The organism is Micromonospora sp. NPDC048905 (genome assembly GCF_040649655.1).
In the GTDB taxonomy this organism is placed as follows: Bacteria; Actinomycetota; Actinomycetes; order Mycobacteriales; family Micromonosporaceae; genus Micromonospora.
In genome coordinates this window covers 272,841-299,721 of record NZ_JBEZFV010000006.1, presented here as the reverse complement: position 1 = coordinate 299,721, position 26,881 = coordinate 272,841, and the positions used below count along the sequence as shown (strand labels likewise).

General features: G+C 70.8%; 30 protein-coding genes. 10 read left to right on the top strand and 20 right to left on the bottom strand.

Annotated features, from left to right (window positions below):
- Positions 1-80 precede the first annotated feature (80 nt).
- Positions 81-2,129, top strand: a complete 2,049-nt coding sequence (locus AB0C01_RS18340) for a chromosome partitioning protein (RefSeq protein ID WP_357571669.1) — start codon at positions 81-83, stop codon at positions 2,127-2,129.
- Positions 2,130-2,173: 44 nt separating this feature from the next.
- Here AB0C01_RS18340 and AB0C01_RS18335 read toward each other — a convergent pair whose 3' ends face one another.
- Positions 2,174-2,602, bottom strand: a complete 429-nt coding sequence (locus AB0C01_RS18335; RefSeq protein ID WP_357243455.1) for a DUF3151 domain-containing protein — start codon at positions 2,600-2,602, stop codon at positions 2,174-2,176.
- A 249-nt stretch (positions 2,603-2,851) separates the two neighbouring features.
- On the opposite strand from AB0C01_RS18335, the gene AB0C01_RS18330 reads away from it, so the two are divergent.
- The gene (locus AB0C01_RS18330) at positions 2,852-4,045 is read left to right on the top strand and encodes a hypothetical protein (RefSeq protein WP_357571668.1); all 1,194 of its coding nucleotides are present in this window, start codon (positions 2,852-2,854) and stop codon (positions 4,043-4,045) included.
- 53 nt (positions 4,046-4,098) lie between these two features.
- Here AB0C01_RS18330 and fbaA read toward each other — a convergent pair whose 3' ends face one another.
- Positions 4,099-5,124 carry a class II fructose-bisphosphate aldolase gene (fbaA, locus tag AB0C01_RS18325; protein ID WP_357243449.1) on the bottom strand — a complete coding sequence of 342 codons (1,026 nt, stop codon included), beginning with the start codon at positions 5,122-5,124 and terminating at the stop codon, positions 4,099-4,101.
- A 136-nt stretch (positions 5,125-5,260) separates the two neighbouring features.
- Positions 5,261-5,644: a phage holin family protein gene (locus tag AB0C01_RS18320; protein WP_357571667.1), complete on the bottom strand. Its 384-nt coding sequence runs from the start codon at positions 5,642-5,644 to the stop codon at positions 5,261-5,263.
- A 125-nt stretch (positions 5,645-5,769) separates the two neighbouring features.
- Here AB0C01_RS18320 and AB0C01_RS18315 point away from each other — a divergent pair, with 125 nt between their 5' ends.
- Positions 5,770-5,982: a hypothetical protein gene (locus AB0C01_RS18315; protein ID WP_357243443.1), complete on the top strand. Its 213-nt coding sequence runs from the start codon at positions 5,770-5,772 to the stop codon at positions 5,980-5,982.
- Between the two features lie 4 nt (positions 5,983-5,986).
- Here the strand turns inward: AB0C01_RS18315 and AB0C01_RS18310 are convergent, their stop codons facing one another.
- Together AB0C01_RS18310 and AB0C01_RS18305 are read right to left on the bottom strand one after the other, a co-directional pair.
- Complete coding sequence (locus AB0C01_RS18310) at positions 5,987-7,051, bottom strand: LCP family protein (RefSeq protein ID WP_357243440.1); 1,065 nt, start codon at positions 7,049-7,051, stop codon at positions 5,987-5,989.
- 2 nt (positions 7,052-7,053) lie between these two features.
- Positions 7,054-7,533, bottom strand: a complete 480-nt coding sequence (locus AB0C01_RS18305) for a SigE family RNA polymerase sigma factor (RefSeq protein ID WP_357243436.1) — start codon at positions 7,531-7,533, stop codon at positions 7,054-7,056.
- A 180-nt stretch (positions 7,534-7,713) separates the two neighbouring features.
- Here AB0C01_RS18305 and AB0C01_RS18300 point away from each other — a divergent pair, with 180 nt between their 5' ends.
- Both AB0C01_RS18300 and AB0C01_RS18295 read left to right on the top strand, forming a co-directional pair.
- Positions 7,714-9,354 carry an LPXTG cell wall anchor domain-containing protein gene (locus AB0C01_RS18300; protein WP_357571666.1) on the top strand — a complete coding sequence of 547 codons (1,641 nt, stop codon included), beginning with the start codon at positions 7,714-7,716 and terminating at the stop codon, positions 9,352-9,354.
- A 128-nt stretch (positions 9,355-9,482) separates the two neighbouring features.
- Positions 9,483-10,304: a DedA family protein gene (locus AB0C01_RS18295; protein WP_357243430.1), complete on the top strand. Its 822-nt coding sequence runs from the start codon at positions 9,483-9,485 to the stop codon at positions 10,302-10,304.
- 173 nt (positions 10,305-10,477) lie between these two features.
- On the opposite strand, the gene AB0C01_RS18290 is transcribed toward AB0C01_RS18295, so the two are convergent.
- From AB0C01_RS18290 to AB0C01_RS18250, 9 genes are all read right to left on the bottom strand, one after another.
- A complete protein-coding gene (locus AB0C01_RS18290) occupies positions 10,478-10,855 on the bottom strand; it encodes a metalloregulator ArsR/SmtB family transcription factor (protein ID WP_030332125.1) in 378 nt (125 codons plus the stop codon).
- A gap of 57 nt (positions 10,856-10,912) precedes the next feature.
- Complete coding sequence (gene pyrE / locus AB0C01_RS18285) at positions 10,913-11,452, bottom strand: orotate phosphoribosyltransferase (RefSeq protein ID WP_357243427.1); 540 nt, start codon at positions 11,450-11,452, stop codon at positions 10,913-10,915.
- A gap of 169 nt (positions 11,453-11,621) precedes the next feature.
- On the bottom strand, positions 11,622-12,431 hold the full coding sequence (locus AB0C01_RS18280) for an SDR family oxidoreductase (protein WP_357571665.1): 810 nt from the start codon (positions 12,429-12,431) through the stop codon (positions 11,622-11,624).
- Between the two features lie 11 nt (positions 12,432-12,442).
- Complete coding sequence (locus tag AB0C01_RS18275; protein ID WP_357571664.1) at positions 12,443-13,111, bottom strand: hypothetical protein; 669 nt, start codon at positions 13,109-13,111, stop codon at positions 12,443-12,445.
- 72 nt (positions 13,112-13,183) lie between these two features.
- The gene (locus AB0C01_RS18270; protein WP_357243419.1) at positions 13,184-13,942 is read right to left on the bottom strand and encodes a hypothetical protein; all 759 of its coding nucleotides are present in this window, start codon (positions 13,940-13,942) and stop codon (positions 13,184-13,186) included.
- Between the two features lie 90 nt (positions 13,943-14,032).
- Entirely contained in the window at positions 14,033-14,629 is a 597-nt protein-coding gene (locus AB0C01_RS18265; RefSeq protein ID WP_357243416.1) for a DUF4178 domain-containing protein, read from the bottom strand.
- Positions 14,630-14,801: 172 nt separating this feature from the next.
- Positions 14,802-15,182 carry a hypothetical protein gene (locus tag AB0C01_RS18260; RefSeq protein WP_357571663.1) on the bottom strand — a complete coding sequence of 127 codons (381 nt, stop codon included), beginning with the start codon at positions 15,180-15,182 and terminating at the stop codon, positions 14,802-14,804.
- Positions 15,183-15,295: 113 nt separating this feature from the next.
- Positions 15,296-17,887: an ATP-dependent chaperone ClpB gene (gene clpB / locus AB0C01_RS18255; protein ID WP_357571662.1), complete on the bottom strand. Its 2,592-nt coding sequence runs from the start codon at positions 17,885-17,887 to the stop codon at positions 15,296-15,298.
- Between the two features lie 85 nt (positions 17,888-17,972).
- The gene (locus AB0C01_RS18250; RefSeq protein WP_357243407.1) at positions 17,973-18,617 is read right to left on the bottom strand and encodes a helix-turn-helix domain-containing protein; all 645 of its coding nucleotides are present in this window, start codon (positions 18,615-18,617) and stop codon (positions 17,973-17,975) included.
- An 85-nt stretch (positions 18,618-18,702) separates the two neighbouring features.
- On the opposite strand from AB0C01_RS18250, the gene AB0C01_RS18245 reads away from it, so the two are divergent.
- The gene (locus AB0C01_RS18245) at positions 18,703-19,839 is read left to right on the top strand and encodes an epoxide hydrolase (RefSeq protein WP_357571661.1); all 1,137 of its coding nucleotides are present in this window, start codon (positions 18,703-18,705) and stop codon (positions 19,837-19,839) included.
- Positions 19,840-19,983: 144 nt separating this feature from the next.
- On the opposite strand, the gene AB0C01_RS18240 is transcribed toward AB0C01_RS18245, so the two are convergent.
- Entirely contained in the window at positions 19,984-20,247 is a 264-nt protein-coding gene (locus tag AB0C01_RS18240; RefSeq protein WP_357571660.1) for a hypothetical protein, read from the bottom strand.
- A 284-nt stretch (positions 20,248-20,531) separates the two neighbouring features.
- On the opposite strand from AB0C01_RS18240, the gene AB0C01_RS18235 reads away from it, so the two are divergent.
- Complete coding sequence (locus tag AB0C01_RS18235) at positions 20,532-20,750, top strand: winged helix-turn-helix domain-containing protein (protein ID WP_357243398.1); 219 nt, start codon at positions 20,532-20,534, stop codon at positions 20,748-20,750.
- A gap of 58 nt (positions 20,751-20,808) precedes the next feature.
- On the opposite strand, the gene AB0C01_RS18230 is transcribed toward AB0C01_RS18235, so the two are convergent.
- Positions 20,809-21,906: a hypothetical protein gene (locus AB0C01_RS18230; RefSeq protein WP_357571659.1), complete on the bottom strand. Its 1,098-nt coding sequence runs from the start codon at positions 21,904-21,906 to the stop codon at positions 20,809-20,811.
- Positions 21,907-21,936: 30 nt separating this feature from the next.
- On the opposite strand from AB0C01_RS18230, the gene AB0C01_RS18225 reads away from it, so the two are divergent.
- A complete protein-coding gene (locus tag AB0C01_RS18225; protein WP_357243392.1) occupies positions 21,937-22,437 on the top strand; it encodes a TrkA C-terminal domain-containing protein in 501 nt (166 codons plus the stop codon).
- Between the two features lie 5 nt (positions 22,438-22,442).
- Complete coding sequence (locus AB0C01_RS18220; RefSeq protein WP_357243389.1) at positions 22,443-23,657, top strand: cation:proton antiporter; 1,215 nt, start codon at positions 22,443-22,445, stop codon at positions 23,655-23,657.
- Here the strand turns inward: AB0C01_RS18220 and AB0C01_RS18215 are convergent.
- Complete coding sequence (locus AB0C01_RS18215) at positions 23,646-24,104, bottom strand: GNAT family N-acetyltransferase (protein WP_357243386.1); 459 nt, start codon at positions 24,102-24,104, stop codon at positions 23,646-23,648. The two genes, AB0C01_RS18220 and AB0C01_RS18215, sit on opposite strands and share 12 nt — an antisense overlap.
- Positions 24,105-24,276: 172 nt before the next feature.
- On the opposite strand from AB0C01_RS18215, the gene AB0C01_RS18210 reads away from it, so the two are divergent.
- Entirely contained in the window at positions 24,277-24,708 is a 432-nt protein-coding gene (locus AB0C01_RS18210; protein WP_357243383.1) for a hypothetical protein, read from the top strand.
- A gap of 126 nt (positions 24,709-24,834) precedes the next feature.
- On the opposite strand, the gene AB0C01_RS18205 is transcribed toward AB0C01_RS18210, so the two are convergent.
- The 3 genes from AB0C01_RS18205 to dnaJ all read right to left on the bottom strand — a co-directional run bounded on the left by AB0C01_RS18205 (position 24,835) and on the right by dnaJ (position 26,819).
- On the bottom strand, positions 24,835-25,029 hold the full coding sequence (locus AB0C01_RS18205) for a hypothetical protein (RefSeq protein ID WP_357373274.1): 195 nt from the start codon (positions 25,027-25,029) through the stop codon (positions 24,835-24,837).
- Positions 25,030-25,166: 137 nt separating this feature from the next.
- The gene (locus tag AB0C01_RS18200) at positions 25,167-25,607 is read right to left on the bottom strand and encodes a helix-turn-helix transcriptional regulator (RefSeq protein ID WP_030332087.1); all 441 of its coding nucleotides are present in this window, start codon (positions 25,605-25,607) and stop codon (positions 25,167-25,169) included.
- A gap of 30 nt (positions 25,608-25,637) precedes the next feature.
- Positions 25,638-26,819 carry a molecular chaperone DnaJ gene (dnaJ, locus tag AB0C01_RS18195; protein ID WP_357243377.1) on the bottom strand — a complete coding sequence of 394 codons (1,182 nt, stop codon included), beginning with the start codon at positions 26,817-26,819 and terminating at the stop codon, positions 25,638-25,640.
- Positions 26,820-26,881: the final 62 nt, after the last annotated feature.

The window sequence follows — 26,881 nt, the reverse complement described above, 5'->3', positions numbered from 1 at the left end:
CCGAGCGGCGGCGCGGCTGCGCCGACGGCCCCGCCTGGGTGGATGGGCCTATCCTCGCAGGAGGACTGGGAGGGGCCGTAATGGACGAGAATGCCGACCGGGCGCAGGTGCACGGCCAGCAGCCGGTGCCGGAGCGAGACATCGAACCACTCTGGCCACCGGATCCGGCCGACCGCGGCACGGGTAACGCGGTGCCGCCGTGGGCGGCGGGCGCCCAACAGCCGGGCGCCCAACAGCCGGGCGCGCCGGGGCCGGTGACGCCGCCGGTGGACGTGCCGCCGTTCAGCCGGCCGCCGGTGCCCGGGCAGCCCGGGGCCCCGGCCCAGCCGCCGCCTTCGCCGTCCGACTACCCGTCGCTCTCCGGTGCCGTTCCGGCGCCGGGCGGTTGGGGCGCCGGCGGCCCGAACGCCGCCACGTCCGGCTGGGCGCCGCCGCAGCCGGGTTGGCCGCCGCCGGCTGACTCGGCGGCACCGCCGGTCCCGGGCCTTCCACCGAACCCGGGCACGCCGGCGGGACCGGGCACGCCAGTGGCACCCGGCACGCCCGAACCGAGCGCCCCCGGCGCGGCCGGGACGGCGCAGCCGCCGGTCGCACCGCCGATCCCCCCGGGAGGCGTCGACCTGAACCTGCCGTTCACCCTGGATCACTCCACCGCGGCCCCGACGCCCACCGACCGCCCGAACGGCACAACCCGAACCTCGGCCGACCCGCCAGCGGCCGGACCCGCAGCGGCAGGGCCGGCACCCCAGGTCGACGGGGCCGGCGGCGACGGATCCGTTGGCGGGGTGGGACGGCCCACCGAGTCACCCTGGGCCTATCCGCCGCAACGCCCCGCGTCCCACGACGCCACGGCGACGCCGCCGCCTCCCGCGCCACCCGTACCGCAGCCGCCGCACCCCGGTCCCGGTCCGGCGTACCCGGCCCCGCCGGTGATCCCCGGTCAGGCCGGTCCCGGGTACATCCCGCCGCCGCCGGACCTGACGCAGTTCGGCAACCCGCCGCAGCAGGGCGGGCCGGTGGCCCCACCGCCCGGGCCGTATCCGCCGTCTCCGGGTTGGTACCCACCGCCGTGGCAACAGGGCGCGCCAGGCGTCCAGCCCGGGCAGCCCTATCCGGAGGCCGACGGCGTGACCCGGATGCCCGGCACCGGGTACCCGGACGCGTCCCCGTACCCGGACGCGAGCTGGGCGTCGGAGGACACCGCGGTACCGACCGCCGAGGACTTCAGCCGACGCCGACAGGTCCGGCCCGCCGACCCGATGGCGACGATGGGTGTCCGCGCGGTGGTCAACAAGATGGGGCTGCTCCGGCTCTCTCCCGGCCGGCACGAGCAGGAGCTGAAGCGGGACATCGAGATGGTGCGCCGCAACTTCGGCGGGCTGCGGCAGGTGACCGTGGTCAACCCGAAGGGCGGCGCCGGTAAGACGGTGGCCATCCTGCTGCTCGCCATGACGTTCGGTCAGAAGCGTGGTGGCTACGTGCTGGCCTGGGACAACAACGAGACCCAGGGCACCCTGGGGATGCGGGCCCAGCAGGACTTCCACTCTCGCACCGTGCGGGACATGCTGCGGGATCTCGGACAGTTCCAGGGCGCGCACGGGCGGGTCGGTGACCTGTCGCAGTACGTCCGCTCGCAGGGCGAGGGCATGTTCGACGTGCTGGCCTCGGACGAGTCGGCCACCGGCGGCGAGATGCTGACCGCTGCCGCGTTCGCCGAGATCCGCGAGGTGGTCAGCCGGTTCTACAAGTTGATCTTTGTGGACACCGGCAACAACGTGCGGGCGCAGAACTGGCAGGCGTCGATGGACGCCACCGACCAGTTGGTGGTCACCATGTCGGCCCGTAACGACTCGGCGGAGACGGCCGCCCGGATGCTCGACCACCTGGAGCAGAGCGGCCGGCAGCGACTGGTCCGCCAGGCCGTGACCGTGGTGTCGATGCCACCGTCCCGCAAGGAGATCGACCTGCCGGCCATCCAGGAGCACTTCGCGGCCCGCACCCGGGCGGTGCTGCTGGCCCCGTACGAGCGGCTCATCGACACGGGTGAGCCGATCCGGTACGGCGGGCTCTCCGCGGCCACCCGGGACGCCTGGCTGAAGATCGCCGCCTCGGTCGCCGAAGGGCTGTGAACCGCCGACGGCCGGCCCGATGTCGGGCCGGCCGTCGGATCGGGTCAGGTGCTCGCGAGCGCGTCCGCCGCTTCCGGGTCGCAGTCACGCAGGAACTGGGCGCAGCGGGCCGCCTCGTCGGCCTCGCCGATCTCGTCCGCGGCTCGGGACAGCACGTAGAGGCAGCGGAGGAAGCCCCGGTTGGGCTCGTGTGACCACGGCACCGGGCCGTGCCCCTTCCACCCGCTGCGGCGCAGCTGGTCGAGGCCACGGTGGTAGCCGGTGCGCGCGTACGCGTACGCCGTCACCACCTGGTCCTGTGCGAACGACCGGGCGGCGAGCTCCGCCCAGGCCGCGCTGTAGGTGGGGAAGCCGGCCGCCACGGTGGCGAGCGCCTCCTCGGTGCCGGCCTCCTCGGCGGCAGCCAGGGCGGCGTCGGCCTCGTCGTTCGCGGGCAGGCGGGTGGCCGGTGGCTCTGGCAAAAGGTTCTGCATCGCCCCATTCAACCCGCTGGACAGGGCGACACGCGAGCGGGTCGGCCGACGCGTTCGGCTGAACGGCTGAGGAGTTGGTCACGCCTGCGGCCTATGCCGCTGCCATGTGTTTTCCACTACAACTAATGGTCCGGAGCCTCCCCAGGAACCGGTAACGCAGGAGCCCGGTGGCCACGGTCACCGGGCTCCTGCCCGTTGCACCCCAGGCCCGAGGTTTGCCCGCCCCCGGCGGACGGGCAGGATGGCCGGGTGCCGACCCCACCTCCCGCGGACGTCATCGAGCCGCACCTGCACGCCGACGAGATCCAGACCCGCGACGAGTTCGACAGTCAGTTGGCCACCGGCCGACTGACCGGGCTGACCGTGCAGGGCCTGCGCCTCGACCTGGCGCCGGTGCCTGATCTCACCGGCATCGAGGTCGCCGGCACGCTCTTCGTGGGCTGCCGGTTCGCCTCCCGGGACGTCGGGGCCGACCTGGTCCGGCGCGGCGCGAACGTGGTGCCGCCGTTTTCGGGGTTGCCGTATCCGACCCAGCCGTCGCACCTCTACACCCCGGAGGAGTTGGCCGCCGGCTTCGCCGAGGGCGGGTTCACCGGCATGTACGACACCCGGGTGTACGACCACTACCGGGCGCACGGCGGCGCGATGCCGGACGTCAAGGAGGCGCTGGGTCAGCGGCTGCACGACCACGGCGTGGACAACGCGCTGACCGACGCCACCCGGGCCTGGCTGACCCGACACGGGCCGCAGTCGGTGGTGGGCATCATGGGCGGGCACGCCGTGCGGCGTGGCAGCCCGCCGTACCGGATGGCTGCCGTGCTGGGTTGGGAGCTGGCGCGGGCCGACCGGCTGGTGGTGACCGGTGGCGGTCCGGGGGTGATGGAGGCGGCGAATCTCGGCGCCTACCTGGCGGACCGGCCGGCGACCGAGTTGACCGAGGCGATCGACCTGCTGGCCGGCGCGCCCGACTTCACCGATCACCACCGGTACACGGCCACGGCGTTGGCGGTGCGGCAGCGCTACGCGGGCGTGCCCCGGCAACGTGGTGACGACCTCGCCTGGGCACGGGCCGGCGGCCTGGCCATCCCGACCTGGCTGTACGGGCACGAGCCGGCGAACCTGTTCGCCGGGCGGATCGCCAAGTACTTCTCCAACGCGATCCGGGAGGACACCATCCTGCGGCTCGCCCGTGGTGGGATCGTCTTCGCGCCGGGGCGTGCCGGCACGGTGCAGGAGGTGTTCCAGGCGGCCACCAAGACCTACTACGGCACCGACGGCGCCAGCGGCGCGTACATCTTCCTGGACCGCGGCTACTGGACCACCGAGCTGCCGGTGGAGGCGTTGTTGCGTCCGCTGCTGGCCGCGTCGCCGTTCGGTGACCTGTCGTCGACGATCCACCTCACCGACGACGTACGCGAGGCCGTCCGCCTGCTCACCGCGTGAACGACGACGGCCGGCTCCCCGCGAGGGGAAGCCGGCCGTTCGTGGATGCGTCGTTACTTGGTCATCGTGGTGCCGGTCGAGCGCAGGTCCTCGCACGCCTGGACGACACGGGCGGCCAGGCCGGCCTCGGCGGCCTTGCCCCACGCGCGCGGGTCGTACTGCTTCTTGTTGCCGACCTCGCCATCGATCTTCAGCACGCCGTCGTAGTTGCGCAGCATGTGGTCCGCGACGGGGCGGGTGAAGGCGTACTGGGTGTCGGTGTCGATGTTCATCTTCACCACGCCGTAGTCGAGAGCCTCACGGATCTCGCTCAGCAGGGAGCCGGAGCCGCCGTGGAAGACCAGGCTGAGCGGCTTGTCCTTGCCGTACTTGGCGCCGACGGCCTCCTGGATCTGGTTGAGGATCTCCGGACGCAGCTTGACGTTGCCCGGCTTGTAGACGCCGTGCACGTTGCCGAAGGTCAGCGCCGCCATGTAGCGGCCCTTCTCGCCGAGGCCGAGCGCCTCGACCATGGCCAGGCCGTCATCGGTGGTGGTGTAGAGCTTGTCGTTGATGGCGTTCTCGACGCCGTCCTCCTCGCCACCGACGACGCCGACCTCGATCTCAAGGACGATCTTGCCCTTGGCGGCCTCGTCGAGGAGCTGGGCGGCGATCTGGAGGTTCTCCGCGACCGGCACGGCCGAGCCGTCCCACATGTGCGACTGGTACAGCGGCTCCTCGCCGCGCTTCACCCGCTCCTGCGAGATGGCCATCAGCGGACGGACGAACCCGTCCAGCTTGTCCTTCGGGCAGTGGTCGGTGTGCAGGGCGATGTTGACCGAGTACTTCTTGGCCACCTCGTGCGCGTACGCGGCGAACGCCACCGCGCCGGTGACCATGTCCTTGATCGAGGGGCCGGAAAGGTACTCGGCGCCACCGGTGGAGACCTGGATGATGCCGTCGCTCTCCGCGTCGGCGAAGCCCTTGAGCGCCGCGTTCAGCGTCTGCGAGGAGGTCACGTTGATCGCGGGGTACGCGTACCGGCCAGCCTTGGCGCGGTCCAGCATCTCCGCGTAGGCCTCGGGGGAAGCGATGGGCATGTGATGCGCTCCTTACTTACCACTCTCGGCCGTGCTGGCCGCTGTTGTTCACCTGTGCGCCGGACCGCGCTGTCCTCCGCCCGGCAGTATCCCGTAGGTGGGGTGTGCCGGAACAACCGACCCGGGTGCTAGCCGTTCATCGGCGGTCCAGGTTGTCCGGCACGATGACGCTGATCAGCCAGGTGACCACTGTCATCACGATGGCGCCCCAGAACGCCGCCCAGAAACCGTCCACCTCGAACGGCAGGTCGAGCCCCCGGGCGATCCGGTCGGTGAGCAGGAACAGCAGGGCGTTGACCACAAGCGCGAACAGGCCCAGGGTCAACAGGTAGAACACGCAGCCGAGCACCCGGATGATCGGTTTGAGCACCGCGTTGACCACACCGAAGATCAGCGCCACCACGATCAGGGTGAGCGCGGTGTTGCCACCCGAGCGGCCGTGCACGTCGACCCCGGGCACGATCAGCGTGGTTATCCACAGAGCGACCGCGGTGATCGCCAGTCGGATGAGAAAGCCCACCGCACCATCCTGGCACCGGGTCGCGTCGCCGAGGGCTGATTCCGCCTACTCCGCTTCCGGGCGCGGTGCCCGCCCACCCCGTACGGTGGGTGGGAACCGTGCCCCGAGACCCCCCGGGAGGGACGATGGGTCAGCCCGTTGAGGACTTCACCCCCGGCGACCACCTCGCCCCGGACGAGCGCAACCCCGAGGCGGAGCCGGCGGACGCCGTCGAGCAGGCCACCTCGGCCGTCCCGCTGGACGGTGACGGAGCGCCGCAGCGCGGCCTGGAAGTCGACGACTGGGACGCGATGGAGCAGGCCCGGGTGGTCACCGGGGACGAGGACGACTACCGCTGAGCGTTCAGCGAGCGCCGTCCACCAGCTTCGGGTGGCGGCCCACCCAGTCGCCGAGCCGATCCTCGCGCAGCGCGGTCAGGAACTCCGGGGCGAGCTTCGGGTCCGCCTCCAGATAGTGGCTGGGCCCGGTCGACTCGTTCGCCGGCAGGCTGAGCCCGACCGGTTCCAACGAGCGCAGCGTCGGGATGAGCCTCATCAGGTCCAGCATGGTGGCCTCACCCGGTGACACGGCGAGGTCCGGCCCGACGGTGCTCAGCAGCTTGGCCAGTCGTACCGGATTGGTCAGCAGGCCCTGGTCGGAGGCCGAACGCACCAGCGCGGTGGCGAAGATCCGGGCATTGCGGTCGCGGTCCTGGCTGCCCTCGGGCAGCCCGTAGCGCTGGCGGAGCAGGTCGACCGCGGCGGCGCCGTCGAGACGCTGACACGCGGCCGGGAACACCCGCCGGGTGTGGGCCGACCGCACCTGCTCAGGCAGGCAGACCGGCACCCCGCCCACCTCGTTGGTCAGCGACCGCAGAGCGGAGTACGTCAACACCACACCGGTGTCGATGCGGACACCGGTCAGGTTCGCCACCGTCTGCCGGGTCAGCTCGTAGCCTTTGGCCAGGTCCGTCGACCCATAGCCTGCGCCGAACGCGAACGCCGCGTTCAGTTTGTCGCTGTCGTGACCGGGGATCGGCACCCTCAGGTCGCGGGGCAGTGAGATCAGGTACGGGCGGCTGCGGTCGGCCGGGAGGTGCAGCAGCAGTACCGAGTCGGCCAGCGGCGGAGCCGACGTGCGACTGTCGATGCCGAGCAGCAGGACGGTCACCGGACCCGTCGCCAATGGCCGATCCGACGCTCCGATCAGGTCGGCGGTCGGCGGCGTTCCGGCGCGTTCCGGGGTGAACAGCGGCACCCCGACGCCGAGTACGCCGAGCACGGCCAGGGCCACGCCACCGGCCTGCCAGCGACGCCGACGCTGCCGGCGACGTGCCGCCAGCCGGTCGATCGCGGCCCGCAGTGGGCCGGTCGGCGGGGTCAGCGGCTCGTGCCTGCCGAAGGCGGCACGCAGGTCGTCCTCAATCATGTTCACGCCTCCACGTACTCGGCCCGGAGCGTGGCCAGGGCCCGGGAGATGGACGAACGTACGGTCCCGACGGCACAGCCGAGGATGTCGGCGATCTCCGCGTCGGGTAGGTCCTCGTAGTAGCGCAGCACCAGGGTGGCCCGCTGCCGGCGCGGCAGCCGGGACAGCCAGGACCAGATCTGGTCCCGGTCCACAGCGGTCTGCGTGTGGTCGGTGGGCACCGGCACCGTCGCGTCGGCCTCCCCGCGCAGCAGCACCCGGCGGACCCAGGAGCCGCGCCGCCAGTCGACGTACTGGTTGGTGAGCATCCGGCGCACGTAGTGCTCGGGCGAGTCCGCCCGGGCGACCCGACGCCAGTTCAGTTGGACCCGGACCATGGTCTCCTGGACCAGATCCTGAGCCTGGTGCGGATCACCGGTGAGCATCACCGCGTACCGCAGTAGCGGGGCCAGCCGCGTGTCCGCGAACTCCTCGTACGTCACTGCACCTCCCGGGGCTCCTACCGCAGATGACGGAAGCGGACGGGCAGAACATTGCAGCGAGCGTGGTCAGCCTTTTGGATGATCTTGTTGGCCAGGTGGTTCCGAGGGGCTGCGTCCAGCCTTAACGGCTCCTTAAAATCCGCAGGCTCCACCTGAACCCCCAACTGGAGGAACCCCCTCATGCTCACCCACTCCGCCCGGCGCTGGCTCGCCGGACTGGGCGTAGCAGGCGCGTTCGTCGCAGCCTCCGCCACCCCGGCAGCCGCCGCCAAGGCTTCCTTCGACATCGTCACTCACGATCTGCTCGTCGCGCCCGGCCACCTGACCTACGGCTCCTTCTACGCCCAGTCGACCGGCAGCGAGTCCGAGCCGACGTTCGGTCGAACCTCGGTGGACGTCGACCTCTCCGCAGTCGCCGGCTTTGCCACGGTGGAGCCGACGTGGGGTTGGACCTGCGACGTTTCGCCAACCAAGCTGCACTGCGAGTCCGACATCGAGGATGGCCAGTCGCCCTCGTTCGACTACCTGGTCACGGCTGAGGACGACGCGAAACCAGGGCAGAAGGGCTCGTTGGCGATCAGCCTCACCGCCGGCGGCAAGACCGCCAAGGCGAAGGCCGACGTCAGCATCGCCGAAGGCGTGGACCTGGTGAGCGAGCCGACCGTCGAGGCCAGCGGCGCTCCGGGCGGCAGCGCTGGCCTGCCGGGCATCGTTCGCAACGCCGGTGCGACCCGGGTCAGTGGTGCGGTCCTCGTCGTCCAGGCCGAGTACCTCGCCGCCTACGGCGGGGACTTCTCGAACTGCAGGTCGGACGAGTGGGGGATGACCACCTTCTGCACGTTCGACACGAAGATCGAGCCGGGTAGGTCGTACAAGCTCTCCGGGAACCTTCCCATCAAGGTCGCACCGGAGGCGCGTACCGGGGCCAAGTTCCCGGTCCTGCTGGACTGGTGGACCATTGCCGACTGGGAGTTGGCGTTCAAGGACTGGCACCTGGACGACGTCGCGCCAGGCAAGGGCGGCAGGCTTCGCCTGGTCGAGCAGTCGACGGAGCGCGCGCGGGCGCCGCAGACCGACCTCGAGAGGTGGAACAGCACCACCCTCGGGACCGTTCGGGTGACCGGCGACAACCACGCGGATCTGGCCGCCAACGGCGCGTCCGCGAGCGGCAGGAAGGGTGACGTGGTCACCGTCGCGCCGAGCTTCACCAACCATGGACCGGCCGTCGTCGAGTATCTGGGCCAGAGCACGCCGGGTATCCAACTCGCGGACCTGCCGGTCCGGATTTCCGTCCCGGCCGACACGACGGTGGTCGAGGCAGATTCCGAGTGCGTGCCATTCGCGCCGGAGAAGGAGTGGGATCCGTGGAACGCGGGTTGGGGTGAGCCGGGCGCCAAGGAGTACGCCTGCGCGGTCCTCGAGACCCCGAACGACAAGGACTTCAAGGGCTCGTACTCGTTCGCGCTCCGAATCGACAAGGTCGTCCCGGACGCCACGGGTGCCATCACTACCGTGCTGGCCGGCGACCCGAACAAGAGCAATGACACCGCCAAGATCATCATCAATCCGACCAGCACCGACGGCGGCAACAACGGCGGCGGTAACGGGAACGGCGGCGGCGACAACGGCGGCTCGGGCAACAACGGCACGGGCGCCGGCGGTAACGGCGGCACGGGCGGCGGCGACAGCGGTGACGGCGGCGGCCTGCCGGTCACCGGTCAGTCCACCGGACTGATCGCCGGCCTCGGCGCGTTGTTGCTCGCCGCGGGCGTCGGTGGCTATCTGGTGGCCAAGCGCCGCCGGACCCGCTTCGTCGCCTGACCGACTCCGCACCACAGGTGCCCCGCCCACCACCCGGTCGGCGGGGCACCGTCGTACGGACTCCACGACGCGGGCGGGTGGTGCGGGCCGGTCCGGCGCGGCTGGGACCTTGGGCTTCGGTACCCTTTGTGGCCGTGGACACAGCTGAGAAGACCCGCGCTCTCGTGGAGAGCGTCGCCCTGAACCCGCTCGATCCCAAGGATCTGTTGCAGACCTTCGGCCTGATCGGTGTGTGGGTGATCCTCTTCGCCGAAACTGGCCTGCTGGTGGGCTTCTTCTTCCCGGGCGACTCACTGCTGTTCCTCGCCGGCGTGGCCTCGTCGCCGGTGGCGGACGCGATCTTCGGTGACGGCACCCGTCTTTCCCTTGCCGGCCTGCTGATCGGCGGCCCGATCTGCGCGATCGTCGGCGCCCAGCTGGGGCACTGGCTCGGTTCCCGCTACGGCCGGCCGATGTTCGAGAAGCCGAACTCCCGGCTCTTCAAGAAGGAGTACGTGGAGAAGGCCGAGTACTACTTCCAGAAGTTCGGCCCGGCGAAGGCCGTGGTGCTGGCGCGCTTCATTCCGATCGTCCGGACGTTCCTCAACCCGGTGGCGGGCGCGCTCGGCATGCCGGCCCGGAAGTTCCTGCTCTGGAACATCGTCGGCGCGGTGCTCTGGGTGGACGGCATCCTGCTGATCGGCTACCTGCTGGCCGAGCAGATCTACGACGCCATCGGTGACAAGATCGACCGCTACATCCTGCCGGTGGTGGCCCTGATCATCCTGATCTCGGTGCTGCCGATCTTCTTCGAGTTCCTCCGCGACCGACGTGCCCGCAAGCGCGGCGAGGCGGTCGCGGTGGTCGCGGCGGCCAGCGCCGCCGGCGCGGTGGAGGCAGCCCGCGAGGCGTTCGACCACGACCGGCACCAGCACGGCCGGCACCGCCCGGAGCACGGCCAGGACCACTGAGCCCACGTACGACGACGACGGCCGGCCCCTGGTGCGGGGGTCGGCCGTCGGCATGTCGGACCCGGCCTCCGGCGGTGCGGCCGGGGACGAGCACAGGTGTTACCCACCGATGGCGCCACCCCTGGCTCGCCACCGGACGCCGTCCCGGCGCGGGACGGCGTTTACTGCCTACGTCAGCGGGCCTTCTTGGTGGCCCGCTTACGCGGCGGGGTCAGCAGGTCGGCGATCGTCGCGATCGCACTCGGGACCAGGCTGTAGTACGCCCAGACACCGCGCTTCTCCCGCTGCAGCAAGCCCGCCTCGGTGAGGATACGCAGGTGATGACTGACCGTCGGCTGAGAGAGGCCGAGCGGCGCCGTCAGGTCACAGACGCACGCCTCGCCCTCGGGGGCCGACTGGATCAGGCTGAGCAGCCGCAACCGAGCAGGATCCGCAAGGGCCTTGAGGACCCCGGCGAGACGCTCGGCATCGGCACGTTCGATCGGCTCGCCGTTAAGCGGCGAGATCTGAGGCATAGTCATTTCGGCCAACGCAGTTCCCACGTATTCCATCCTTCCACCAGCAGCATCGATCCGCCTGCATATCAGCAGATCCGAATCGGTAAACTTTTACGCCACAAGGCCAAGGTCAGCCAACGTATAGGCCGCCCGGTAAGGCAATCCGGCGGCTCGCACCGCGTCGCCGGCGCCTCGATCAACAATAACCGCCACGCCCACGACTTCCGCCCCGGCCTCGCGAAGCGCCTCGACAGCGGTCATCACACTTCCGCCCGTCGTGGACGTATCCTCCACCGCCAACACCCGGCGGCCGGCCACCTCCGGTCCCTCGATCCGCCGCTGCAGACCGTGTGCCTTGCCCGCCTTGCGCACCACAAAGGCGTCCAGGGCACGGCCAGTCGGAGCAGCGGCGTGCAGCATCGAGACCGCGACGGGATCCGCGCCCAGGGTGAGGCCGCCAACAGCGGCGTAATCCCAGTCGGCGGTGAGGTCGAGCAACACCCGGCCGACCAGAGGAGCGGCCTGGTGATGGAGCGTGACGCGCCGCAGATCCACGTACCAGTCTGCCTCACGCCCCGAGGAGAGCACGACCCGCCCGTGGACCACGGCCAGGTCGGTAATGAATTTACGCAGGTCGTCGTGGTCCCCCATGGCGATAGAGGTTACTGCGCAAGTCTGAACGGTGTGTGCGGGGTCCACCCTGACCAGCCCGGCGAGGCACCGATGGTTGGCGATGTTCGACTACGCTCAGCGACTGTCCTGACAGCGGCGCGCCAACGTCTCCGCACCGGCCACCGGAGGCCGGCGGGTCGGTCGGGGCTCAGTGGTCGTCGCGACCGATCCGGCCGCGGGTGTCCCGGGCGACCGCCTGGAGCAGCCGACGCGGCGCATGCCGCATGCCGGCGACGGCCACCTTGTACTTCCATGCCGGGACACTGACCATCTTGCCTTTGCGCAGGTCACGCAGGGCTTCGTCGACCACATCCTCGGCCCGCAGCCACAGCCACTCGGGCGTCTTCGACATGTTGATGCCGGCCCGCTGGTGGAACTCCGTGCGGGTGTAGCCGGGGCAGAGGGCCATCACCCGGACCCCGAACGGCCGGGCGGACAGGCCAACGGACTCGCTGAAGTTGGTGACCCACGCCTTGCTGGCCGAGTACGTCGAACCGGGCATCGCCGCACCGAACCCAGCAACCGAAGAGACATTTATCACTGCCCCATTTCGGCGTTCGGTCATCGGTCGCAACGCCGCCAGGGTCAGCCGCATGACCGCGTGCACGTTGAGCCGCAACAGGCGCGCCTCGTCCTCCGCGGTGGACCGCAGGAACGATTTGTTCAGGCTGATCCCGGCGTTGTTGACCAGAAGGTGCACGGGACCGCCGTCGGCGAGCCGTTGCTCCACGATGGCGCACCCGTCGTCGGTGGACAGATCCGCGGGGATCGTCTCCACCTCGCGGCCGTGGGCGGAACCCAACTCGCCGGCCACCTCGGCCAACCGGGCCGCGTCGCGGGCGACGAGCACCAGGTGCCAACCGTCGGCGGCCAGCCGCCGGGCGAACGCCGCGCCGATACCGGCGGTGGCCCCGGTGATCAGAGCCCGACGCTCGGCAGTCGTGGGGTGGAGCGGCACGGGGGCGGTCCTCACCTGGGCGGGTACGGGGGCGCGGGCGGCGCCGATGGCGGGTGGTACGGGGCGGACGTGAACGCGGGTGGCGCGGATGGTGGCGTCGGCGGCGCGGCCGAGCGGCGGTGACCGAACCAGGCGTTCGCCGCCGGCAGGGCCAGCAGCACGGCTACTACAAGGTAACCGAGCACCTGCCCGACGGAAAGCCCGGCGTTGAGCGGGATCCACCAGGACGGGTAGGCGTCCCCGATCAGGCCCAGCAACTCGGCGAGAGCCTGGTCGTCGGCACCCAGTTGCAGTGGCGCGGCCCGTTCACCGATGAGCACCGCCACGCTGCAACAGCCGCCGAGCACACCGAGCCCACTGACCACCCAGGTGGCCACGCGGGCGCCGTTGCGCGCCGCCAGCAACCCGAGGGCCAGGGCGGCGAGCACCGGCGCGGAGAGCGCCGCCACCACCGCCGACAGCACGGCGGACGCGCGCAGCAGGGTCACCACGTCGTCGATCTGCTCCGGGCTGGCCGAGGTGTCCCGGGCGGCGGAACGGAACGCGTCGACAGTCCCGCCCAACACCACCAGGTCGACCACGGTGTAGACGAGCGCGGTCACCGCCATCACCCACAGCACGGTTGCGGCCGACAGGACGACGGCGGGCCGGCGGGCCGATGCCGATTCGGGGTACGACACGACGAATCCCTCCGGTAGGCGTCGGGTTGCAACCTACTCGGAGGGATCGTCGGCGTCGTGCTTACCGGGCCGTCAACTCGTGGGTGGTGGGTTTGACCCGGGCCGATCCCCGGGCGGCGTGTCGTCCGGCCGGTTCGCCGGCGGCGGGTAGCTCGGCTCGCCACTTGACGGGTAGCCCGGCTCACCGGACGACTGCGGGTAGCCGGGCTGACCCGGGGTCTGCGGGGCACCCGGGTAGCTGGTGCCCGGGGTCGGCGGCTCCCAGGCCGCGGTGGCCTTGCGGAAGAACGGGTGGGCCTTCGGAAGCGCCAGCAGGATCAGCGCGGTGACAAGCGCGATCAGGCTGAGCACACCGAGCAGCAGGCTGACCGGGGTGACCCAGTCGGGCAGGGCCTCGTCCAGGCGGCGCTGGATCTCGTCGGGGCTGGGTCCGTCGCCGGTGTCGCCACCGGTGTTGAAACCGCCGCTCGCGTTGCTGAGCAGGCCACCGCCCACGCAGCAGACCAGGATGCCACCGACGATCCAGGTGGTGATCCGGGCGCCGTTGCGGCCCTGGTTGTTGAACAGGGCCAGGACGCCCAGCACGACCGCGAGCAGCAGCAGCAGGATGCCGCCGCCGATGCCGATGGCGACGAAGACATCGGCCACCTGGTCGCCGTCGACGCTGCTGTCCGCGTACGCGTCACGGAGCGCGTCACGCGTCTTGCCGAAGGTGGTGAGCGAGATGATCAGCGTGATCACCTGGAGCGCCAGGAACAGGTAGATCAGGTAACTGGAGATCGACACAACTGATGGCCGCTGACGGGCCGGCGTGCTCTGGGAATCGACCATGATTCTCCTTCCCTCAGATCGCCCACACCGTATCGGCAACCGGCCGTTTCGGCATGCCGTGGCGGGCCGGCACGCCCACCCGGCCCGGGCTCAGCGCTCGCCGGATCGGGGCAGGATCGTCAGGTCAGCGGGGTCCAGCAGGTCACCGCGGGCCACTCGCCAACCCTCTTCGCCGTACGCCTCGAAGGAGAGCCGCGCCGCGCCGCCGGACTGGTAGTCGTGATAGCGCATCGTCCCTGCCGACGGCAGCCCGACCTCCTCGGTCGCGGTGTAGCGCGCCTGCCCCGTCTCGGCCCAGGTGTAGCGCCGCCGGCCGAGGTCGATGGTCGGGGCACCCGGGGTGACGCTCGCGCCCGGCTCAGCCGTCCAGAGCACCAGCTCCAGTTCGGGGCCGTCCTCCACGGAGAGCCGGTAGCGGGTGCCGGAGTCGTCGTCGAGGAGGTGCTGCACCCAGCTCCAGTCCCCCTCGACGAGGCGGATGGTGCCGCTCACCGCGTACTCCCGATCGCGGATCCGCACGCGGTCGCCCAGGCCCAGGCGAAGGGGGTCGCCGCGCCGCGACTCCGCCGTGGCGTCCGACGACCGCCCGCCCGGCCGGGTCGACCGCCGGGTCCGCACGGCGACGACGATGACGACCGCCGCGAGTACGGCAAGCGCCACCACCAGGTACGTCACTGACCTGCCCACCCGACCATCTCCCCAGGTACCTCGGCGCAGACGGTAACAATCCTCGGCTCCGGTGCGACCCGTACCGTGACCGACAGCTCAGCTACCGAAGGCAGTCGCGGCGTCGCCTGTTGTGCACGATCGCACTGTGGACGGCCGGGTGGGCGGTGGTTCGTCCGTGTCCGCAGATGGATCAAGATGTGGCGAGCCGTTGGCTGGCGTAGTTGCCAAGGGTCTCGCGGTCCATCACACAGCCGACGAATGTGGTGAACTCGCTCGGGTCGTCCCGCAGCGAGGTCCAGGCCGCTCGGGCCGCCGCCGGGTCGACCCGCTCCAGCAGCGTGGCCGCGTACGCCCGGCCGGCGGGTGTGCCGTCGGCCAGCACACGGTCGAGCTGCCGGCGGACCTCGTCGGGGTGGTCGTCGACGGCCGCGGAAACCCGCTCGTACGCCAACGTCACCGGCAGCACCTGACCAGCGAGCCCCACGCCACCAAAGGCAAGCGTGTCAGCCGTGACCAACTCGTCGACGGCCGCGTCAAGCTCCCGCTCCCACTTCTTCCCAATCCCAAACATGCCCCAACCCTTTCCCCGTCCACGCCACCGCCACCCAGTTGACCATGAGGTTATTGCCACGACACGCCGGCGCGACGGGCGACAACCTCATGATCAACGTCGATGGGCGGGGGTTAGGCCGGGGTTACCGAGAGGGTGTTGGGCTGGGTGTTCAGGTCTACCTTGACGGTTTGGCCGTCGCGGATCTGGCCGGACAGCAGGGCCTTTGCCAGTTGGTCGCCGATCGCCGTCTGGACCAGCCTGCGCAGCGGGCGGGCTCCGTAGATCGGGTCGTAGCCGTGCTCGGCGAGCCACTGACGGGCGGACTCGGTGATGTCCAGGCCAAGCCTGCGGTCGGCCAGCCGCCGCCGCATCCGGTCCAGCTGGATGTCGACGATGGTCCGCAGGTCGTCCCCACGCAGCGAGGCGAAGACCACGATGTCGTCCAGCCGGTTGAGGAACTCCGGCTTGAAGTGCGACCGGACCACGGCCAGGACACCCTCCCGACGCTGCTCGTCGGCGAGCGTCAGGTCACCGATCACCGACGATCCGAGGTTGGACGTGAGGATCAGGATCGCGTTGCGGAAGTCCACCGTGCGGCCCTGACCGTCGGTGAGCCGGCCGTCGTCGAGCACCTGGAGCAGCACGTCGAAGACGTCCGGGTGGGCCTTCTCCACCTCGTCGAGCAGGATCACCGAGTACGGCCGACGACGCACCGCCTCGGTGAGCTGACCACCCTCGTTGTAGCCGACGTAGCCGGGCGGGGCACCCACCAGGCGGGCGACCGAGTGCTTCTCGCCGTACTCGCTCATGTCGATGCGGACCATCGCCCGCTCGTCGTCGAAGAGGAACTCGGCGAGCGCCTTGGCCAGCTCCGTCTTGCCGACGCCGGTGGGGCCGAGGAAGAGGAAGCTGCCGGTCGGGCGGTCCGGGTCGGCGATACCGGCCCGGGCGCGGCGTACCGCGTCGGAGACCGCGCCGACGGCCTCGCCCTGGCCGACCACCCGGCCGCCCAGCGACTCCTCCATCCGCAGCAGCTTGGCCGTCTCGCCTTCGAGCAGACGGCCGGCGGGGATGCCGGTCCAGGAGGCGACCACCGCGGCGATGTCGTCCGCGCCGACCTCCTCCTTGAGCATCGCGCCGTCGGCCTGAAGCTGGGCCAGCTCCTCCTCGGCCTGCTTCAGCTCGACCTTGAGGGCGGGAATCCGGCCGTAGCGCAGCTCGGCGGCACGCTCCAACTCACCGTCGCGCTCGGCCCGCTCGGCCTCGCCGCCGAGACGTTCCAGCTCCTCCTTGGCGGTGGAGAGCTTGGTGATGTGGCTCTTCTCCGTCTGCCAGCGCTCGGAGAGCACGGTGAGCTGCTCGCGCTTGTCGGCCAGTTCCTTGCGCAACCGCTCCAACCGCTCGGCGGAGGCCGCGTCCGGCTCCTTGGCCAGCGCCATCTCCTCGATCTCCAGCCGGCGGACCGCCCGCTCGATCTCGTCCACCTCGACCGGCCGGGAGTCGATCTCCATCCGGAGCCGGGACGCGGACTCGTCGACCAGGTCGATCGCCTTGTCCGGCAGGAACCGGTCGGTGATGTAGCGGTCCGACAGGGTGGCGGCGGCGACCAGCGCGGCGTCGGTGATCCGTACGCCGTGGTGCACCTCGTAGCGCTCCTTGAGCCCGCGCAGGATGCCGATGGTGTCCTCGATCGTCGGCTCGCCGACAAGCACCGGCTGGAAACGGCGCTCCAGCGCCGGGTCCTTCTCGATGTGCTCGCGGTACTCGTCGAGCGTGGTCGCGCCCACCATCCGCAGCTCGCCACGGGCCAGCATCGGCTTGAGCATGTTGCCGGCGTCCATCGAGCCCTCGCCCTTGCCGGCGCCGACGACCGTGTGCAGCTCGTCGAGGAAGGTGATGACCTGCCCGTTGGAGTTCTTGATCTCCTCCAGGACGGACTTCAGCCGCTCCTCGAACTGGCCGCGGTACTGCGCGCCGGCGACCATCGCGCCGAGGTCCAGGCTGATCAGCTTCTTGTCGCGCAGCGACTCGGGCACGTCGCCGGTGACGATCCGCTGGGCGAGGCCCTCGACGATCGCGGTCTTGCCGACGCCGGGCTCGCCGATCAGCACCGGGTTGTTCTTCGTCCGCCGGGAGAGCACCTGGATGACCCGGCGGATCTCGGCGTCCCGGCCGATCACCGGGTCGATCTTGCCGTCCCGGGCGCTGGCGGTGAGGTCGACGCCGTACTTGGTCAGGGCCTGGTAGGTCTGCTCCGGGTCGGCGGTGGTGACCCGGCGGTCGCCACCGCGGACCGTCGGGAACGCCGCGACCAGGGCTTCCTCGGTGGCACCTGCGGTCTTCAGCGCGCCGGAGACCGCGCCACCCACCCGGGCCAGGCCGGCGAGCAGGTGCTCGGTGGACGTGTACTCGTCGCCCAACGGGCGGGCGATCTGCTCGGCGGCGCCGATGGCGTTGACGAACTCCCGAGCCAACGTGGGCTCGGCGATGCTCGAACCGCGGGCGGCCGGCAGGGCGTCGACCGCGCGCTGGGCGGCCCGGCGCAGCTCGGCGGGGTCGGCCCCGACGGCGCGCAACAGACCGGTGGCGGTCGAGCCATCGGTGTCCAGGAGTGACAGCAGCAGGTGCCACGGCTCCACGGTGGCGTGGCCACGCTGGTTGGCCAGCGCGACAGCGCCGGTGATGGTCTCGCGGCTCTTGGTGGTGAGTCTTTCGGTGTTCATGGGCTCCCCCGGATCGGCGTTGTCCACTGAGAAGGACACAACCAGAGTTGAGCGTATTCCACTCAACCTTAGCGCGTGACGCCCATCACCCCCGAGGACGCCACCGCCAGTCGAACTCCCCGGCCGCCGGGGCCGGGCCGGGCAGCGGGTCCGCGTCCGGCACCGACGACAGACCGGCCAGCAGCACCGCGAGCTGACGGCGGCGCAACTGCCCGGTCCGCTCCGGATCGGGTACGCGCACCGCCGCGCACGACTCCAACAGCAACCCCAGATCGTGTACGACCGCGTCGGGGCGCAGCCGCCCGCTGGCGCGGGCCCGTTCGAACAGGGCGGCGGCCAACTCGCCGGCGCGCATCGCGTCCCGACCCATCTCCTCGGTCGGCGTGAAGGTGCCGGCCAGGTGGACGGTGAGCGAGTGCACGTCGGCGTCGACCACCCGGGTCAGGAAGCCGGTGAACGCGGCCCAGCCGTCCGGCTCGGCAAGGGCGGCCTCGGCCTCGGCGACGTACCTGCGCAACCCGTCGTGGCAGAGCTGACGCAGCAGGTCCTCCTTGCCCGCGTACCGCCGGTAGAGCGCGCTGATGCCCACGCCCGCGCGGTCGGCGACGGCGGCGATCGGGGCCTTCGGGTCGTCGAGGAAGACGGCGCGCGCGGCTTCGAGGATGACCTCGTCGTTGCGGGCGGCCTGGGCGCGGCGACCGCCCAGCATCCTGCCGGAAGTCGTTGACATGCCCTCAGCCTAACAGTGGAACGGATCGTTCCGCTCTGCTACTGTGATTGCAGAACGAAACATTCCGTTCCGAAGGAGTTCCGGCATGAGCGACACCTCGATCCGCCCGTTCCGCGTCGAGATCCCGCAGTCCGACCTCGACGACCTGGCCGCCCGGCTCGGCCGCACGATCTGGCCCGCCGAACTGCCTGGCACGGGTGACGCCTACGGGATGAGCACCGACCGGGTGCGCACTCTCGTCGACCGGTGGCGGGGCGGGTTCGACTGGCGGGCCGTCGAGGACCGGTTGAACGCCCACCCCCAGTTCGTCACCGAGATCGACGGCGAGCAGATCCACTTCCTGCACGTCCGGTCGTCCCGCCCGGACGCCACAGCGCTGGTGCTCACCCACGGCTGGCCCGGCTCGATCCTGGAATACCTGGACGTCATCGCCCCGCTCACCGAGCCCAGCGACCCGGCCGCGCCGGCCTTCCACCTGGTCATCCCGTCGCTGCCCGGCTTCGGCTTCTCCGGACCCACCCGCAGCGCCGGCTGGAACCGCTTCCGCACCGCTCGCGCCTGGGCCGAGCTGATGAACCGCCTGGGGTACGACAGCTACGGCGCGGTCGGCAACGACGCCGGCTCGATGGTCGCGCCGGAGGTGGGCCGGATCGACCGCGAACACGTCCTCGGCGTCCACGTCACCCAACTCTTCTCGTTCCCCTCCGGCGACCCGGCCGAGTTCGCCGGCCTCTCCGAGGCGGATCAGGCCGCGCTCGGGCACCTCCAGTGGTTCTACGAGAACAAGTTCTCCTTCAACCAGGTGCACAGCCAGCAGCCGCAGACCCTGGCGTACGCGCTGGGCGACTCCCCGGTGGGGCTGCTCGCCTGGAACGCCCAACTGTTCGACGAGAGCCTGGACGCCGACTTCGTCCTGGCCAACGTGGCCCTCTACTGGTTCACCGGCACGGCCGCCTCGGCGATCCGGCTCTACTGGGAGGACGCGCACGCCGGCGAGCCGCCGACCGAGCCGACCACCGCACCGACCGCGCTCGCGATGTTCCCCGGCGACTTCCAGTCCATCCGCCGCTTCGCCGAGCGGGACCACGCGAACATCGTCAGGTGGACGGCGTACGAGACGGACGTCGAGGGCCGGGGCGACGTCGGCGGTCACTACGCGGCCCACCAGGCCACCGACGTCCTGGTCGCCGACATCCGCGACTTCTTCGCCAGCCTCAGCTGACCCGAACTGACCGGCGCCCGCTCCGCTCGACCGGGGCGGGCGCCGACCTGTTGATCCACTCGACTTTCCGGAAGTCGCGGTATTCGGGCCACCAGAACACCGCGACATCATGAAAACCGAGTCGATCACGATCTTGTATGGCCCCTAAGGGCCGATTCGCCGGGGCAACCGGGCGGTGCACGGGGTTTCGTGATCGGCGCGGAGCACGCAACGAGGGCCACCATCCAGCCGCCGGTCGCAGAACACCCAGTGCCGTACCCCCTGGTCGTCCTCGGCCGAGACGGTGATCCCGCCAAGGTCGATCTGGGCAAGGAAGGCCAGCGATCGACCGGCGGTCCGCCCCAGCATCTTGGCCCGGGCCAGGTCGGGCGCGGATATCGGCAGATGAATGACGAACCGCCCGCTCATCGTCGCCACCCTCGATCCACCATCAGCGGTGCTCCTCTCCTGGAGGTGCGGATCGCTGGCACGGCCGTTTACCCAAGGGGAGCACGCGGCCGTGCCAGCGGCGACACGGACGACCCGGCCGAGGAGGCCGGTTGCCTACCAGGCTTTCCGCATCCCGAGTGCCCGCCCGGTCAACCTACAATGCAAAGCATTGTAAGACAAGCGGTGACCATGCTTAGCACGCGAAGTGTTGGTCGCCTGGCCATCCGCATGGGAGGATCTTGGGGCCTACCAGGAGTTGCCCCATGCCCCGAGTTTCGGACCGCCAACGCATCGCGCAGGACATCCGCGACAAGATCGCTTCCGGCGAGTACGCGCCCGGCGACAAACTGCCGTCCTTGCGCGAGATGATCGCCCACTATGGCGTGTCCGCCGAGCCGGTCCGCTCGGCCCTGTTGATTCTGCAAGCCGAGGGCCTGATCGAAGGCCACCAAGGCAAGGGCACGTACGTGGCCGAGAAGTAGATCTTGGCGCGAAAGTGCCCCTGGAGGGGCCGGATTCCTCCAAGATCTCTGGGGGTCGTCAGGACCTGTCGAGGATGATCTCCGTCCAGCGGCGCTCGGCGACCTGGCCGACGCCGAGCAGGATGTCACCGTCCCCGCCGGCGGCCACGATCGTGCCGTCGGTGAGCACCGACAGGCTTCGGTCGGGGCCGATCGGCCAGGGCAGCTCGGTGTAGCGACCGTCGCCGACCGTGGCCGTACCCGTACCCGCCGAGCTGGTCACCGCGAGCAGCCCGCCGCCGATCGGCACGACGGATTGGATATGCGGCGGATGCCCCTCGGCCCGGATCGGATCCCACCCTCGGCCCAGTCGCCAGAGCGCCGGAAAGGACCTGCGGTCCGGCCGCTCCCCGACCAGCCATGCCGTCCCGTCCCGATCGACCACGGTCCGCAGGACGCCGACCGGCCCGTCGGGTGCCGGCACCGGGGTCTGCTGCCAGCTCCGCCCCCGGTCGAACGAGACCGCCGCGTACGGCTTCCCGTCCTTCTCCCCGGCCGCGACCACCAGCGGGCCTTCGCCCGCGTCGACCGTGTTCATTGCGGGTAGGCGCGGCTGTGTGGCGAGCGGGCGCAGCCGCTGACCGTCCCACTCGCCGACCTGACCACTGCCCTCGATCAACTGGAATCGACCCTGGGCGCCGAGCCACTGCGGCGGTGGCCCGTCCAGCGTGTGCGTGAACGAGGTACCGCCGTCGGTCGAGGTCCACCAGCCGTGCGGCTCACTCCACAGCGTCAGCACCCCCGGGGCGGCGTAGAGCTGGTGGTTCTCCGCCGCCGGATGGGGATGCCGCAACTCCCGCCAGGACCGTCCGCCGTCATCGGTGGCGAAGATCCACGCCGGGCAGTCGTCGCCGGGCGGCGGCTCGCCGCAGTTGGCGAAGAGGGCGTAGCCGTGCTCGGCGTCGACGAACTCGACGTACGGCGGGTCGTACCGTTGCGGGACGGCGACCCGGACGCGGCGGACCTCTGCGACGGCGGCCGATGGGGACGGCGTGGCGACGGCCGCCCGGGACGATGGTTCGGTCGGCGGATTTCGGCGGATGTCGCCGATCGAACACCCAGCCAGCAGGGGTACGAGCAGCAGCCCCACTGCCCGACCCGACCTCCGTCCGATCATCGGCGTCTCCGAAGCGGTAGCCTTGCCCGGGTGCGAGTACGTGTGGAACAGATTGCCCTACCCGGCATCGGAGTGCGTCACGATCTGGTGACCGAATCCGGCCGTCGGCTCGGCGTGGTCTCCCATCGCAACGGTCGTCGTGACCTTGTGCTCTACGACCCCGACGATCCCGACTCCTGCCAGGCGGACATCCCGCTGACCGACGACGAGGCTGAGGCGCTGGCCGACATCCTCGGCGCGTCGCTGATGCTCGGTCAGCTGTCCGGGCTGCGTGAGCAGGCCGCCGGTCTGCTCACCGAGCAGATCGCCATCACGGCCGGCTCGCCGTACGTCAACCGCAAGCTCGGCGACACCAAGGCGCGTACCCGCACCAGCGCCTCCATCGTGGCGGTCCTGCGCGAAGGCGAAGTGATCGTTTCGCCACTCCCCTCCTTCCGCTTCGCGGCCGGCGACGTGGTGGTCGTTGTCGGGACCCGTAGAGGTCTCGACGGCGTCTCCGCCATCCTCGCCGACAGTGACCCGGACGGCTGAGGCGGATGCACGATTTCACCACGCTGCTCATCGAAGTCGGTGCGCTGCTGCTGCTGCTCGGGCTCCTCAGCCGGCTCAGCCGGCGTTTCGGCCTCTCTCCCATCCCCCTCTACCTGCTCGCCGGGCTCGCGTTCGGGCACGGCGGGCTGCTGCCGTTGGACGCCAGCGAGGAGTTCTTCGCCGTCGGCGCCGAGATCGGCGTGATCCTGCTGCTGGTGATGCTCGGCCTGGAGTACTCGGCCAACGAGTTGGTCGGCAACCTGCGCTCGGCGGCACCGGCAGGGCTGATCGACGGCGTGCTCAACGCGCTACCCGGCGCGGGGTTCGCCCTGCTGCTCGGCTGGGACTGGGTCGCCGCCCTGGTGCTCGGCGGCATCACCTGGGTCTCCTCCTCCGGCGTGATCGCGAAGGTCCTCGCCGACCTGGGCCGGCTCGGTAACCGGGAAACCCCGGTGATCCTCTCGGTGCTGGTCATCGAGGACCTGGCGATGGCACTCTACCTGCCGCTCGTCACCGCCGTACTGGCCGGCACCGGCCTGCTCGGTGGCGGGATCGCGCTCACCGTCGCGGTGGGCACGGTGCTGATCGTCCTGGTGGTCGCCATCCGGTACGGCCACCTGATCTCGTCCGCCCTGTCGGCGAAGGACCCGGAGGCGCTGCTGCTCGGCGTACTCGGTCTGACCCTGCTGATCGCCGGACTCGCCGCGTCGCTCCAGGTGTCGGCGGCGGTCGGCGCGTTCCTGGTCGGCATCGCCCTCTCCGGCCCGGTGGCGCACCACGCCACCGAATTGCTCTCGCCCCTGCGGGACCTGTTCGCCGCGGTGTTCTTCGTCTTCTTCGGCCTGACCACCGACCCGCAGGACATTCCGCCGGTGCTGCTGCCGGCACTCGCCCTGGCCGTGGTCACCATGGCGACGAAGACGCTCACCGGCTACCTCGCCGCCCGCCGGGTCGGCATCGCGGAACCCGGTCGATGGCGGGCCGGCCTGGCACTCGTCCCTCGCGGCGAGTTCTCCATCGTCATCGCCGGCCTCGCGGTGGCCGCCGGGAGCGTCGAGCCGCGGTTGGCGGCGCTGGCCGCGACGTACGTCCTGATCACGGTGGTGACCGGGCCGATCCTCGCCCGGCTGCCGGACTTCCCGTGGTTCAAGCGGTGGCTGCGTACCCGCGCGGCGGCCCAGCGGCGGGAGTCGACCCCGGTCGTCGACTCACTGCACTGAGCTCCACCTGAACGCCGCGGCCGCGTGGGTCGCTCCTTCGCGGAGGTAGAAGCGATGGGCCTCGGTTCGTGCGAGGCCGGACTCCAGGAAGACGTAGTCGGCACCCTGTTCGTGCGCCCAGGCCCGGGCCGCTGCCAGGAGGCGGGAGCCGACACCCCGGGAACGCCACCCGGGGTGCACGGCGAGATCCTCGATCGACGCCCGACGGCCGAAGCGCACCGAAAGGATGTCCACGTAGACGCTGGCCACGCCGACGAGCTGGCCCTCCTCCGATCGCGCTTCGAGGAGCGCGACGTCGTCGTGGGCGAGTACCTGCGCGGTGCGCTCGACGGCGCGGTCGCGGTCCCAATCAGCGGGACGGCGACCGGGAGGGGCGAAAAGCCACTCCAGCCCCGTGACGAACTCGGCCTCGGCACCCCGCTGTAACCGTCGAACGTGGATTGTCATGCAAGCATCATCGGCAGCGCTGTCGATGCCGTGAACCCGACCATGCCAACGGTTGCGGAATTGCTCCTCGCGGGTACTACCGCAGCAGGCCACGGCGGGTTACCGTTTCGCCCCAGCAGCCACGGTCCGCAGGCAGCGTTGCCACACGCGGCCGAGAGCGGAAGGTTGGCCGGTGAGCGTGCAGGAGTCGACGTTCCACGGCTTCGCCAACCCCGTCGATCCGAGTCCGGCGGAGTTGCGAGCTTGGGCGTACAAGCCCGATTCGGTGCCGTTGGCTTCGATGCCACCCGACTGGGACCTGCTGGTCTCCGGTGACCGGCTGGTGCTGACACTCTTCGAGTTGGCGATGGACCAGACCTGCCCGGCCCGGCGTTTCGCCCTGCACTGCCTCTACATCTATGCGGCCGACGGCATCCGGACGAACTTCCGCGCCCACCCCAAGCGCCGCTTCCGCAAGCTCGTCGAGCAGGCCGAGCGGGACGGCGACGAGCTGATGAAGATCTGGGCGCACAACGGGCGGGTGCTGCTGGCCCGCCCGGACCTCTTCGTCTACCGGGAGTGGTGCGAGGGCGGCCTGGTCCGCGAGAACCGCCGCCTCGGCTGAGCTGCGTCTTCTAAAACGGCGAACGGGCCGGGACCCCCACCCTGGCATCACCGCCTCCCGGCCCGCACTCTGACGGCGAACGGGCCGGGACCCCCCGTGGGTCCCGGCCCGTACGTCGGTCACCGGTCAGTCCTGCTTGCGTTCAGTTTCGGCTCGGCTCCGGTCGCCGCCGTGGTCGCCCTGTTCGGCGAACCGGCCCTCGACGATCCGGTCCCGGTAGGTCCCCTCGGTCACCTTGTCGAACTTCTTGCGGACGGTCTCGGCCAGGTCTTCCAACCGATCTTCCGTCTGCTGGGCGACCTTCTTCGCCGGTTCCGCCATCGCTCCCCCTCGCCATGCCGGTAGGTCCGTATTAAGCCGATTGGACCCGTATCAACAGGCTAACCGAAGCGGCCCGGACCGCGCCGGGGAATCCGGTGCGGTCCGGGCCGAGAAGACAGCTCCGGATGTGCGGCAGGTCAACGATCGGGAGTACGACGGGGTCGCCACACCACAAGCGCGGTGGACGTGCGATTGGTCGGCACGAGATCCCGTCCCGGAAAGCGGGCGAGTGATTCCAGCTCGGCCACCCGTCGGTACGCGGCGTCCAGCTCCGCCTCCAGTCGGGCCACCCGCTGCTGCGCCTGCTCCAACAGCCGCTCCAGCCCGATGATCCGCTTGACGCCGGCCAGGTTGATCCCGTCGTCCTGACTGAGCCGCTGCACCTCGCGCAGCAGCACCACGTCACGGACGCTATACCGACGTCCGCCACCAGCAGCCCGGCCGGGCTGCACCAGCCCCAGCCGGTCGTACTGGCGCAGGGTCTGCGGGTGCATCCCCGCCATTCGAGCCGCAACCGAGATCATCAGCACCTTGGCCTCGTAGGCAGGGTCACCCGAACCGAGGAACTCGCCCGACATCCCGCTCACCTCCGCGTCCCTTCCACCGGACTAACTGACCCGACGCACCCGAGCCTCGAGATGTTCCCGGGCCGCTGGCGGGCTCTGCTCGGCGAACGCCTCCAGTGCGGTGCGCGCCTCGTCGGACAACCGGGCCGGCACCACCACGTCCAGCGTGACCAGCAGGTCGCCGGCCTGCCCGTCGCGGCGGACCACACCCTTGCCCCGGGCGCGCAGCACCCGCCCGCTGGGCGTCCCGGGCGGGACCCGCAGGGTCACCGCGCCGTCGAGCGTGGGCACCCGCAGGTCCGTGCCGAGCACGGCCTCCGCGAAAGTGATCGGCACGCTCAGCGTCAGGTCGTCACCGGTACGCCCGAACAGCTCGTCCGGCCGGACCTTGACGTGCACGAACAGGTCACCGGCCGGGCCGCCGCGCTCGCCCGGCTCACCGCGCCCGGTCAGCCGGATGCGCTGACCGTCGGCCACGCCGGCCGGGAAGCGCACGTTCATGGTGCGCGTCTTGGTGACCCCACCGCTGCCGTGGCACTCGGGGCACTTCTCCTCGACCACCGTGCCGACACCCTGACAGTTGCGGCACGGTTCGGAGAAACTGAACGACCCCTGGTTGCGGGTGGTCACGCCGGCACCGTGGCAGACCGGGCAGGTCCGTGGCTGGGTGCCGGGCTTGGCCCCGTTGCCGTTGCAGGTCTCGCAGACGCCCGGCGCCCGCAGTGTCAGGGGCAGCGTCACCCCGCGCACCGCGTCGCCGAAGTCCAGTGCCACCTCGGTCTCCACGTCCCGGCCACGGCCCGGACCGCGGGGCGCCGCCTGCCCACCGCCCTGGCCGCCACTGAAGATCGAGCTGAACAGGTCCTGGAAGCCGGCGCCGCCGAAGCGACGATCGCCGGCCCCGCCGCCGCCGAACATGTCGGAGACGTCGAAGGGCATGCCGCCCGGCTGACCCGCGCCGCGGGCGTTGCGCCGGAACGCGCCCGAGCCGAACAGCGAGCGCATCTCGTCGTACTCGCGGCGACGGCCGGAGTCCGAGAGCACGTTGTACGCCTCGGACGCGGCCTTGAACCGCTCCTCCGCCTTGGCGTCGCCCGGGTTGTGGTCCGGGTGCGACTCCCGGGCCACCTTGCGGTACGCCTTCTTGATGTCATCCGCGGAGGAGGCCTTGTCCACGCCGAGCACGGCGTAGAAGTCCTTCTCGATCCAGTCCTTGGAACTCACCGGTCCACCCCCTCTCGACCGTCGCGGCCCGGCCGTCCCGCCCACCGCGGTGCGGTGGGCGG